At 71.8% G+C, this 12,079-nt stretch carries 6 protein-coding genes and 1 pseudogene; 5 read left to right on the top strand and 2 right to left on the bottom strand.

Going from position 1 to position 12,079, the window contains the following annotated elements; all coding sequences use genetic code 11:
- Nucleotides 1-215 precede the first annotated feature (215 nt).
- Together VFB40_RS07485 and VFB40_RS07480 are read right to left on the bottom strand one after the other, a co-directional pair.
- Complete coding sequence (locus tag VFB40_RS07485; protein ID WP_324848563.1) at nucleotides 216-2,042, bottom strand: hypothetical protein; 1,827 nt, start codon at nucleotides 2,040-2,042, stop codon at nucleotides 216-218.
- Nucleotides 2,039-6,994 carry a phosphoribosyltransferase gene (locus VFB40_RS07480; RefSeq protein WP_324848562.1) on the bottom strand — a complete coding sequence of 1,652 codons (4,956 nt, stop codon included), beginning with the start codon at nucleotides 6,992-6,994 and terminating at the stop codon, nucleotides 2,039-2,041. The genes VFB40_RS07485 and VFB40_RS07480 overlap by 4 nt, the downstream gene beginning before the upstream one ends.
- 283 nt (nucleotides 6,995-7,277) lie before the next feature.
- Here VFB40_RS07480 and VFB40_RS07475 point away from each other — a divergent pair, with 283 nt between their 5' ends.
- The 5 genes and pseudogenes from VFB40_RS07475 to VFB40_RS07460 all read left to right on the top strand — a co-directional run.
- On the top strand, nucleotides 7,278-8,612 hold the full coding sequence (locus tag VFB40_RS07475) for a helix-turn-helix domain-containing protein (protein ID WP_324848561.1): 1,335 nt from the start codon (nucleotides 7,278-7,280) through the stop codon (nucleotides 8,610-8,612).
- Nucleotides 8,613-8,733: 121 nt separating this feature from the next.
- Complete coding sequence (locus tag VFB40_RS07470) at nucleotides 8,734-8,967, top strand: DUF2277 domain-containing protein (RefSeq protein WP_324848560.1); 234 nt, start codon at nucleotides 8,734-8,736, stop codon at nucleotides 8,965-8,967.
- 106 nt (nucleotides 8,968-9,073) lie between these two features.
- A pseudogene (locus tag VFB40_RS28765) lies at nucleotides 9,074-9,142 on the top strand (zinc-ribbon domain-containing protein); the annotation flags it as partial.
- A 444-nt stretch (nucleotides 9,143-9,586) separates the two neighbouring features.
- Entirely contained in the window at nucleotides 9,587-11,218 is a 1,632-nt protein-coding gene (locus VFB40_RS07465; protein ID WP_324848559.1) for a hypothetical protein, read from the top strand.
- A gap of 126 nt (nucleotides 11,219-11,344) precedes the next feature.
- The coding region (locus tag VFB40_RS07460) for an amino acid permease (RefSeq protein WP_324848558.1) at nucleotides 11,345-12,079 on the top strand (735 nt) is incomplete at its 3' end.

Here is a 12,079-nt window from a genome sequence, read left to right as displayed (position 1 = left end):
AACTTGCCCTATACCGGTGAGAGGAGCGGGCGCCCGGAACCCCAACACTTTTTCCGGGAGAATTTTTCTGCGCTTGCGTACGCGCGTTCGTACGCAGATCAGCGCCATGCGGCCGTCGCGCGGTGTGCCGCGAGGACGGGCATGAGCGGGTGGGGCCGTCCCCACCGCGGCCCCACCCGGCATGTGGCGCGGTGCATGGCCGCGCTCCCCGTAGCTCAGTCCAGCAGGCTCGCCTCCGCCGCCAGCAGTTGGTCGTACGCTGCGACGATCGCCAGCGCGCGCTTAGGCACGGTGATCTCGTGGTTATACGACGAGCGCAGCAGATACCGGGCGAGCGCCGTATGCCACTCCCATGCGTGAGCGCGGTACTCGCCCTCCCCGGACATACCCGGGCAAAACGCGCGAAGGTTACCGGTCAGCCAATTGAGCGCAGCCAAGGCCGCCGCGGTACCGTCGCCGGTCGCCTTGCGCTCGGGCAGATCCGAGGCGTCATGGCCGGGCGGCAGCGTGACGCCCTCGGGGCGCGGCGCGCCGTCGCCAGCCGACGTGTGCGTGAACTGCGTCGCCATGAAGTCGGCCGGATCAGGTACCGCAGGCGCCGACTCCTCGGGCGGATCCAGCAGCGGCTCAAGGCGGCCCAGCCGCGCCGCGACCACGCGCCAGCGCTCGAATCCGGTGAAGAACATCGACTCAGTGGCCGGATCCACGCTGTGCATCAGCAGGTCCGCCGCCAGCCGCGCCGGATCGGTCGCCCAGTGCGCGTGCGCGAAGCGGCTCGCGTCGATGACCGCGGGCTCCGGATGGCGGCCCTCGTAGACCAGCACGTTGGTGCCGTGCAGGTGCCCGTGAGAGAACACGCCGTAGGTGCGCCGCGCGGCAGTGCGCTGCGCGTCCGCCTCGCCGATCCGGCCTTCCGCCACGAACCCGGTCACCCGCTCGGTCAGGTCCTCGACCAGCGATTCGGCCAGCCGGCAGCCGTCCGGGTGAGTGAGCACCGGCGCCAGTTGCTTGACCGCGTGCAGTACCCGGCGCTGCCGGTAGTAGGGGGTGCGCAGGAGATCGGCCGGCGAGTCGATCTCCTGCGCGGTGTCCGCGTACACGCCCCCGAGTCCGTCGGTGAACAAGGCCGCGAACACGTCTTCCACTGCGGCGTCAGATGCGCCGCGCGCTAGCCAGTCCCGCAGCGTCAGGGCACTGCCCTCAAGCTGCGCGGCGAGCGCATACCAGCCGTTGACCGGACCGACCGGGTACGGCGGCGCTTGCTTGGCCAGGAGCGACTGGCGCAGCATGCCCCACGCCTCCGCGGAGCGCTGAGCCTCACGCTCCAGCGCATCCTTATCCAGGCTGACCTTGAGCACGTGATGCGTACGCACGCCGCTGTTGTCCAACGCAGCCGTCACCGCGCACACCGCCGCGCCCGAGTAGCCGGTCGCGATGTAACCCAGACTCATGTTGCGTGTAGTGCGGCCCGCTGCTTGCAGGATGCGCGCGTAGAGACGGCACAGCGTTGGTTCGCCGACCGCGTGCACGAAGGTCTGGATATCCGGGTCGAACTCGTCGTAGGTCACCGCGATCGGCGCGACCGCCCCGGTGTCCAGCAGGTGGTTGTGGATCTCGGTGGCGATCGCGGCGGGGCTGCTCTCCCGAGCTTCGACGCTGAACTCGTACCGCCGCAGCACCCGGTGCGCTCCGCACCGGCGCGCTTCGTCGAGCAGGTCCGGACGGTGCGCCTGACCGCTGCTGATCGCCAGGATGAACGCGCCGGGGAAGCGCTCGCGGGCGTCGCAGATGAGGTTGAGGCCCGGCTGCGCGGCCGCCGCACCGGCCCCGTCCCGCGCAGCCGACGGCAGGTCCACGACGATCAGGTCGTAGGCCGCGCCCGGCACTGAGAAGAGCTCCCGCACCCGGCCGGCGTCCTTCGCCGCGGTCCACATCACGTGCCAGCCGAGTTGGGCGAACGGATGGCGCAGGCGCTCGGGCAAGGCGGTGAGGTTGTCCTCGTCCTCGTCGATGAGCAAAGCCTGGATGGAGTCCACGGTCACGCGCCCCGCTCCAGACGGCTGTACTCGGCGGCGCCGCTGCGGGCAGCGGCACTGTGCTCGAGGTCGCCGTACCGAACCGCGTCGTGATCATCGGTGCCGTCGTCACCGCTGCCGTGATCCTCGACGCCGTTCTGCTCGCTGCTGCCGTCTTCCCTGCGCAGTTCGATTGCCCGGTGTTCGAAAGCGGAGTGTTCGGCGGCGCGGCTTTCGAAGGCAGAGTGCTCGCCGCTGTCGCGATCGAGCGGCGCACCTGACCACGGCCGCAGCGCGATGACCGCCTCGTAAGTCCAGCCGTCCGAGCCCAGCGCCCGGCCGGTCAGCCAGCCGCCGAACGGCCGCAGCGCGCGGGCCAGCGCCGCCAGGCCACGCCCGGGCTCCGGACCGGGCAGCGCCCCCGAGTTGCAGATCACCAACTGCACGCCGTCCGGCGCGGGGCGGCGAATGCTCACCTCGAACAGGGGCTCGTCGTCATCGGCGTCCTCGTCGGCGGCGAAACGGCACCGCGCGTTGTCCAGCGCGTGCCCGACCACCTCGGCGAGCAGGTCGCGCGGGCAGAACACGGGCACGGCCAGATCGCCGGAAAGCTTGGTCGTACCGCTCAGTCCGCGCTCTTCGACGGCGGCGTGCACGACGTCGCCGACCAGAGCCGGTACTGACCGCACGAGGTGCACCAGCTGCGCCGGCGAGTCGGTACCCGGCCGGTGCGTGGCGAACAACGCGTTGTACCACCAGCCGATCCGGTCCAGCAGATCCCGCCGCTGCGCCCGCCACCGGCCGTCGTCCGGACGCCTCGGCTCCCGGACCAGGCTACTGAGACGCTCGGAAAGCCCGAGCAGACCCGCCGCGCTCGCGCCGGACAGCTCCACGAACCGCTCCTGATCCCGCCGCCCGAGCAGCTCGGCCGCGTAATCCCCGGCCAGGATCTCGCGCAGCCTGGGCAGGAACGCCAGCACCCGCTCCTCGACAAGCCGCGTGCACTCCCGCAGGTCCGCCTCGGCCGCCGCGGTCCGCTCCCGGCTCGGTTCGGCCACCTGCAGGTCCTCGACGAAGTCGCGCACCCGCAGCAGCCGCGACTCGAAGCGGTGCCGCAGCGCCGCCTCGCACCAATCCGCGGCCAGCCGGGCCCAGGCCTCGCGTGGGTCGTCCAGCCGTGGCCGCGGCTTGAGCTCGGTCAGCAGGATCAGCTGCCTGATGACGTGTACGTAGTCCTCGGCCAGCTGCCGGTCCAGGTCCACCCGCGAACCTTCGAGGTACTCGCGGCAGCGAATCAGGCTGTTGCGCAGCGCGCCGAGATCGACCGGCGAGTCATGCCGCGGCCGGCGCGCCAGACGGTACGCTTCCAGGCAGACCTGATCGACGACGACCGGCTCGTCCGCGCCCAGCTCGATCAGATCGGGCAGCACCGCGGCGAAGCGGTCTGGCGCGGCGGCGGCCAGCACCATCACGGCCTGCGCGCGCAGCCACGGCGGCTCGGGCGCCGGGTTGTCCAGCTCGTCGAGGCAGCAGCGGGCCAACTGCTCGCGCGCGGCGCCGTAACGCAGCGGCGGCAGCTTGAGCCAGCCGCGCTCGGCGGCCAGCAGCCTGGTCAGCCCGCGGCGGCCCCACACCGAGTCCGGCGACGACTGATTGAGCACGGCGATCCGGTCCAGCACCTCCTGGCGCGCTCCGGTGTCGTGCAGCGCCCGGCGCAGCTGCCCGCGCCACCGCAGGTAGTCGATCGCGTCGTCGCCGAGCAGCGGAACCCCGAACAGGTCGGCCGGGGCGCTCTCGAACAGCTCGTCGCGGCGCCGCGGGCGCAGCAGTTCGTCCAGCCGGTCCACGTGCCGGCGCAGCCGCAGCGGCGCCTCGGCCACATCAGCGTATTTGTCGCGGGTGGCGCACAGGCCGCATTCGTGGGCGCCCAGGCCGCCGATGCTCGTCGCGCTGATGAACCGGACCGCGACCGGGATGTCAGAGCCGCGCGTCGCACGGGTGCCGGTCGGTTCCGCTGAGACGGCGCTGAGCGACGCCAGCAGCCCGCTGTCATGCTCGGGCAGCAGATCCAGCAGCACCACCGCCACGATCCGCTCGGCGCCGGCTCGTACCGCATGGCGGATCAGCGCTTGCAGCGTGCGGCCGGTGCGCGCCGAGTAATCCACGATCAGCAGCGTGCGCGGGCGCGGCGGCTGTTCCTGGCCGGAGGAGTTCGGCCAGACCGCTCCGTGGCTTAGGTGCTGGATGCCGACCGGAGCGCTGACGCTTTGCCCGTTCTCCGAAAGCCGCGTCCAGGCCGCGTGCGCGAGCAGCCCGGCTTTCGACCGCTTCTCGCCGGGATACCAGATCTGGATCGCGTCTTCGGGCCGCCCCGGATCGGCGCGGTGATGCACCCGGGCCAGGCCGCGCTGGATCGCGTCGACCAGGACGTCCGTCATGCGTGTGCGGGCGTCGTCGCGGCGGAACATCCGCTCCAGGTCGATCGAGGCGCTCGCGTGCATCCGCCGCGCATACTCGATGTGCCCGATCCGCAGCGCTCCGGCCGGCGACTCCGGCTGCGGCGCGCACCAGTACAGCAGCTCCTCTTCGCTCATCGGCAGCCGCTCGGGTGCGCGGGCGGGAGCCGGGCGCAGCGAGACCGGGTCGATGTCGACGATGGCGGGAGGTGCGCCCGCGCCCGGAACAAGGGCCTGCAGGCGATGCATGCGGCCCACCCGCTCCGACTGCTCGGCCTGACCGGCCTCGAGGTCGACCTCGGCCAGCGCGACGACCGGGATCTCGCGGTTGAGCACCTTGATCCGCCCGCGCTTGACCCGCGCGTCGACCGCGCACGCGATGACCACGGGCTCGGCGTGCTCGACGATCTCCGCCACCGCGCGCCGCACCGTGTTCTCGGTGAGGATCAGGTCCGCGCACAGCACCACGCGCGCCTCGCCGGGCACGTCCCCGGCGGTCGGCCAGCCGCCGCGATCGAGCTCGGAACCGGCCGGATAGGTCCGATCACCGAGGGCCAGGCACTCGCTCAACCGAGTCGCCAGGCGCGGCGGGCAGGTATGCGTCTGCGCGACCACGACCGGGCCGCGGCTCGGCGGCAGCGCGGCCAGTTCGGCCTGCACCGCGCGGGCGAGGGTGAACGCGGCCACGTCGAAGCCGATCGTGCCGTCGAGCAGCCGGCCGACGTCCAGCCAGCGGTTCGTCACGGCGAGCGTAGGCGTGCGGAACATGCCGCGGCGCACGCCCTTGCCGTGGCGGGCCGCCTCCGCGCTCAGCTCGCGCTGGGAGGCGTCTGTCAGTGTGCTGAGGACGTGCAGCGGCGAGAGCAGCAGGATCAGGCTCTCGCCCTCGACCGTGACCAAGTGCTTCTGATTGCGCAGGAAGCGCTCGAACTCGTCGCCCGACCCGCCCGCGCCGAGCCAGCGCTCGCGCGCCTCGCCCACCAGCGAGACGCCGCCGACGCTGGTCAACAGCTCCAGCACGGCGCGGGTCGGCGCCGAGCCGCCGTGCCACAGTGGGCGGCCCTGAGCGCCGACCACCAACATGGCTCCGGCAGCGTGCCTGCCGTTCTTACCGCCCTTCTCGCCGCCGCCTTTTTCGGGGCCCGACTTCTCGGGACCCGTTCTTTCCGGGCCGGCAGTACCGGTGCCGTGCGCTTCCCCTCCTGGAACGCACGACTCCAGTACCTGCCAGGTGAGGTCCGGGAACACCGCCGCCACCGCCGCGCGCTCGGCGCCCTGCGCGAGGAAGTCCAGCGCCTGGCGTACCGATTCGCGGACGTTGCCGGTCGAACCCGGCCCAGCGTCGATCTCGCCGCCGAGCGAGACCGTGACCACAACCCCCGACGTGCGCGTACCCGAGATGCCGAGGCCGCCGCGGGTGCGAGAGATCGCCGCGGTGTACGCCGACCGATCCGCATCCGTGAGCCCCTGCCGCGGATCGAGCGTGCAGCCGAGCCAGCTCAGCCGGTGCGGCCGGTGCAGCGCCGGATGGCCGCTCCAGTGCCCGGTGGGCGCGGCGAACCGCGGACCGATCGGCACGGTCGCCTCGAACAGCGTCTCTGGTGCGCCGCCGCCGCCGGCCACCAGGTGCAGCACCCGGCTCGCCCCCAGCTCCGGATCCGCCGGGAAGGCGGCGAACGCCGCCTCGCCGAACGCGCTGCCCGCGAAGTCCGGCCGGGCGAACGGATCCTCCGGTCCCGGCGGGTGGCCGCGGTCGAACAACTGCCCGCCGACCAGCACCCGCGGGGTTCCGGAACTGTGTGACGCGGCCAGCCGGGCCGCGTTGTCGATCAGCTCGGCCAGGACCGTTTCACTGATCGCGCGTGCGTCGGCGGCCGAGAGGCCGAGGTCACTGAGTCCCTGCTCAACGGCGAGGTACCGCGCGGCGCCGCGTAGGCCCGCGCCCTCCACCGGCTGAAGCCACTGTAACGGCAGCAACCTGCGCCGGTGGCCCACCGGCTCGACGGCCTGCTCACTACGGCCGGCCGGCATGTCCCCGGACGGTAGCTCATCGATTTCCTCCCCTTGTCCCGCGGCCCCGGCGCCCCGCACTCGCACGGCGTCCACCGGCCAGTGCGGCGCCTCCCGGAAACCGGCCTGCCGCATGAAGGCCCGTGCCTGGCCACGTCTGCCGGCCCGGTGCCTCGTGCGCCGCGTGCGAGACCAGGAGTCCGAGATCGCGCCGCCCGACCGCGCTTCCCGCTCCGGCAGGTCCCGCCCGCCCTGTTCCGACTGCCCCACTTCGTGCGCGGGCAGCGTCACCGTCGCGCCCACCCCGGCCGCGACGGCCGCGTCCAGCAGCAGCAGCGCCCTGGCCAGCACGCCGAACTCCACGTGTTCGACCCTGCCGAAGTCCAGGTGCGGACCGCCGCGTGCGAATCCCCCGAGCCCGCCGCCCTCGCCGGCCGCCGCCCCCTGCGGGGCGTCGATCTCGGTGACCCAGGCGGCTGTGCTCAGCACCGGGGGAAATCGGAACTCGGTCATCCGCCACTCTGCGTACTCGATACGGAGCCTGCTCGGTCGCGGGCGGCGCCCGTGGTCACGGCCGCCTTGCGATGCCTCGCGCGGGTCCTACAGTGACATGGGTCACCCCGGAAACAGCCCCGGCGTCGGACACGGTCGGACAGCGACGGACACGGGCGGCCGAAAGAGCGGTCCCGTTCCCCCATTTGGCGGAGTCCGGTCAAAGACCGCTCCCGGACCGCGATTTCCGCTGGCGACGGTTACCCTGACGGAGCGTTACGTCAGTTCACGGACAGGGCGGCAGATGGATCGGCTGGGCGGCGGCGCCTCCTTTCCCGAGGATCTGGGGCTCCGGAACCTGGAGACCCTGGAGGACCTCGGCGATTCGCTGCGCCGATTGCGCCGCAGATATGCGCGGCGCCGCAGCGACGCCTTGTTGTCCTACCGGTATTTGGCGGAGAAAACCGGTTATGCCCACGGCGTGATCGGCGGCTATTTCTCCGGCAAGGTGCTTCCGCCGCCGGACAAACTCGACGTCATCGTCGTACTGCTCGGCGCGGACAGCGCGGAACGGCTCGCCTTCGCGGCCGCGCGTGACGCGATCGAGGAGCGCCGCCGCCGTCCGGCAGAGGCCGCCCCGGGCTCGGCCCCGGGCGCCGGGGGAGCACATGGGAACGGCGGGACGCCTTCGCCCGGCGCCGTGCGTACCCCTACCCCAGCCGCTGCGGCGAGCAGTTACCTCTACGACCTGCTCACAAGGCCGGGCCGTTACCGCACGCAGTGGCGCTCACTGCTCGTCCCGGGTAAGGGCGCGGTCGACGCGATTGCCGAGGTCATCGCCCGCTCGCTGGCCGATCGCGGAGCCGAGGACGCGGACCAGGACCCGGTGAAGCTGCGCGGCAGGGTCTCCCGCGCGCTGGCCGGCAACAGCCCGGACACGGTACTGAGCAGCGCCACGCTCAATTGGTTCGCCGACGCCTTCGACATCGCCCCCGACGACGCGGACCGGCTGCGGTTTCTGCACGCGGGCTCGTCGAGCATCCGCTATGTACGCGGCGATGCGCAGGAGACCGACCTGCCGATCTTCGACGCGCCGCCCGCCCGCCACCGCACCGTGGACCTGCGCGAGTACCACTATCTCGGCCCGGACGGCCTGCCGGTACAGCACCGTACCGACCAGATCATCGAGGCGACCGAGGACGGCCTGGACCGGTACACGTACATGGTCGACACGAACATGCTGACGCTCGACGTGCAGACCGGAGGCGTCCCCGGCCTGCCGTATCAACTGCGTGCGCGAGACGGCAACGTGTACCACTCGATCGACATCCTGCTGGAGCGCCCGCTGGCGCGCGGCGGCACGGCGGTGCTCAACTACACGACGACGTTCCGCTATGAAGAGGCTCCGCCGACGGAGATGCGCCGCGTGTTCCGCCGCAAGGTGGACAAGTTCCTGCTGTGGATCCACTTCCACCCCGACATGATCCCGAGCAAGCTGTGGTGGGCGGAGTGGAACGGTGTGGTCAACAGCTCGATCACGCACCGCGAACCGGTGGCGCTCAACTCGTCGAACGAGGCGCACCGGTTCCTGGAGGGCGGCGTCGAGCACGCCGTGGTCGGCTTCTACTGGGAGTGGTGACCGGGGGCCGCACGGACTGAGGTTTCACGCGGGGTCGGGCTAGTCGCGGGAATGAATCGCCAGTACCGGACTTCTCCTCCGTGGGGTCGGAATTGTCGGAGGTCTGCTCCACACTGGCGGTATGTGCAGAAGTATCAAGACCCTTCGCCCGCCGATGACCCCGGACGTCGGCGAGGAAGACGTGCGGGCCGCGGCGCTCCAGTACGTCCGCAAGATCTCCGGATTCCGGGCCCCCGCCGCGCACAACCGCGCCGCCTTCGACGAGGCGGTCGAGACGATCGCCGCGGCCACCGCGCAGCTGCTGGACGTCTTGGAGGTGCGCGGCGCGACGAGCCGAGCCGCAGCGCCGTCCTGAGTCGCCGCGCCGTCCTGAGCCATCGGATCACCTTTGACAGTACGGATCCGAGCCGGTAAGAACGAGCGGCCGAATCCGATTCAAGGTTCTTCGATTGTGGGGGAACGTGGCTACTTGCCCGCATTGCGGCGAAACAGTGCCGGATGGCGCGACGGCGTGCAGTCATTGCGGGGCCGCGCTCACCCAGGGCCAACCTGAACCGCGGGAACAGATACCGGCCCAGTCGCAGCCCCAGACGGCCCCTGCTGCGTCGTCGGCTCCGGAACCTGCCGCCGCCGACCTCGCCGGTGGCACGTCCGGCCTGAGCTACCCGCCGCCGGCTGGTTACGAAACCGCTTCCGCCGCCGATCCGACCTCGGGCCCTGGCCCCGACACGTCCAGCCTGAGCTACGCGGCGCCGGCTGGCTACGGGAACGCTTCCGCCGCTGATCCGACCTCGGGCCCCGCCGCCAACCCCACCGCGGGCCCCGGCGCTGAAGCCTTCGGGCCTTCCGGATCCGGCTACCCGCCGCCACCTACCTACCAGGCCCCTCCCGTCTTCGCCGCGCCGCCCGCCGGTGCTCCCGCGCCCATCCCGCTCTTTCGCCCGGCACTGGTCGGCCGCGCGGACCTGCTCGCCGTGCTCCGCGACGCGATCGCACCGCTGGTCATCGCCCTGCTCGCGACTTTCGGCGTGGTGGTCGGCCTCGCCTTTCTGGGCAGCCCCTCCGGCCACGGCGGCTTCCACGACTGGTTCACCAGCACCGTGATCTTCGTCGCCGGAGCGCTCGGCGCACCCACGGACCTGAACGTCGGCGGCACTCCGGTCAGCGACTCGAGCCTCGGCGGATCCATCTTCGGTTCCTTCACCATCAACCTGAGCCTGACGATCAGCCTGACCACCTGGACGATCACGCTTCTGCTGTTCTTCCTCTGGATGCGCCGCGGACGGCGCAGCGAAGCCGCCGCCCCCAGCGCCTCGCCGCTCCAACTGGTCGCCCGCTCGGCGCTGCCCGCGCTGGGCGTCGGCGTGGTGCTGCTCGTACTCGCCCTGGTCGGCAACGCCTCCGACGTGTTCAACCTGGTCGGCAGGCTCAACGGCAGCGCCGGCGGCGGACTCACGCAGCTGCCGAGCGGCACGGATCCGTTCGGCGGCGGCGGTACCGACCCGTTCGGCGGCAGTGGCGGCGGCACGGGCAGTGGCGGTTCGGGCGCCGCGCTGACCCTCGGCACGGCGAGTGACGCCGCCAACGGCCTGCACTCCTCGATCGGCGTCTCGCCCGGCTGGGTGTTCCTCGGCCCGCTGCTGATCGCGTTCGCCGCCTTCTTGATCGGCCGGCTGACGACGGTCGCGCGCCGTCCGGTCGGCGATCCCGGCGGCGAGTGGATCAGGAAGCTGATAGGACCGTGGCGCGGCAGCGCGCGGATCGTCTGGACCCAGCTGCGCGCGGTCGGACTGCTGGCCGGGCTCGTGGTCCTGGTGTACGCCGAGTACGAACTGCTGACGGCCGACGGTACGAGCGGCCGTGCGAAGGCGGCGCAGGCGATCGCCGCGGTGCTCCTGCTGCCGAACCTGATGATCGGCGGCGCGCTGAGCGGTTTCTGCGTCAGCCTGTCCGACGGCCTGACGCTCGGGCTGACCGGCGCCCACGCCGACGAGATCGGCCTGTTCGGCAACAGCCGGCCCTGGCTGATCTACCTGCTGATCCTCGCTGCCCTCATCGGTTCCGCGCTGCCGTGGTTCCTGGTACGCACCCGCCGGAGGGTGGTGAACCCGGCCGCGTTCGCCCCGATCCAGGTCTGGCGGGCCGCGCTGCTCGGCGCGATAGCGGGCCTGGTGGTGACGCTGCTCGGCGAGCTGTCGATGTCCGGCTCGTCGGGGCTCGGGTCGCTCGGGATCACGACCGAGGTCGGCCTGACGTACAGCATGATCGGTGCCGTCATCGCGGGCGCGCTCTGGTGCGCTGCCGCCTACCTCGCGCTCGCGTTCCTGGTAACCCCGCGCGGACCTCGCCAGGAGGCGGCGCAGGCTCCGCAGCCTGGCGGCTCCAGCTACGTGCACAACTGGCCGGGTGCGCAAGCGCAGCCGCAAGGGGCGCCGCAAAACGCCCCGCAGTTCCAGGCCGCAGCGCAAGCCACCCCGCAACCGCAGGGGGCGCCGCAACCGCAACCGCAGGGGGCGCCGCAGCCAGAACCGCAGCCGTCTGGACCGGCAGTCGCGCAGCCGACGGCACCGACAACACCAGCCGCGGAGGGCCCGTCACCCGACTGACCCACCGACGGACCGGCGCGCCGGGCTTGTGAACGGCTGTTACTGGAGCGATTCTCTGCTTGTGCAGGCTCACACCTGAATCGTGGCTGTCAGCGGCCACGTCCTGCCGCTTGAGGGAGCCGCCCCATGGCCGAGGTGACAGCGGGGACCGCCGGAAACCGCGACAGCACCGTCGAAACCGAGCAGGCCGCAGGCAAGGGCCTGCGGCCCGGCGCATTGGGGCTGGCCTCCAGCATCGTGATCGGCACGGCCTCGGTCGCGCCCGCCTACAGCCTCGCCGCCACACTCGGCTTCGTGGTCGCCGCGGTCGGGCTCCAGTCTCCGATCGTGATGATCCTCGCCTTCGTCCCCATGTTCCTGATCGCGTTCGGCTACCAGGGCCTCAACGAGGCCGACCCGGACTGCGGCACCACCTTCACCTGGGGCGCCCGCACCTTCGGCCCGCGCACCGGCTGGCTCGGCGGCTGGGCCATCATCGCCGCCGACATCATCGTCATGGCGAACCTCGCCCAGATCGCCGGCGGCTACGGCTTCCAGCTGGTCGGCGCGAACGGCCTGGCGGCCAGCAGCGGGTGGACCGAGGTGGCCGGCCTGGTCTGGATCGTGCTGATGACCCTGATCTGCTACATCGGCATCGAGGTCTCGGTCTGGCTGCAACGCGTCCTGCTCAGCGTCGAGCTGCTGATGCTGCTCGTGCTCTCGATCGTCGCGCTGACGAAGGTGTACGGCGGCAGCGCGCCGGCCGGCGCGATCCACGTCTCCGCGTCCTGGTTCAACCCGTTCGATATCGGCTCGTTCACCGCCCTCACCTCGGGCCTGCTGCTCGCCGTCTTCATCTACTGGGGCTGGGACACCGCCGTG

It is taken from the genome of Actinocrinis sp., from assembly GCF_035650855.1.
Classification (GTDB): Bacteria; Actinomycetota; Actinomycetes; order Streptomycetales; family Catenulisporaceae; genus Actinocrinis.
The sequence above is the reverse complement of the archived record's forward strand: the minus strand, read 5'-3'. Positions and strand labels throughout refer to the sequence as shown.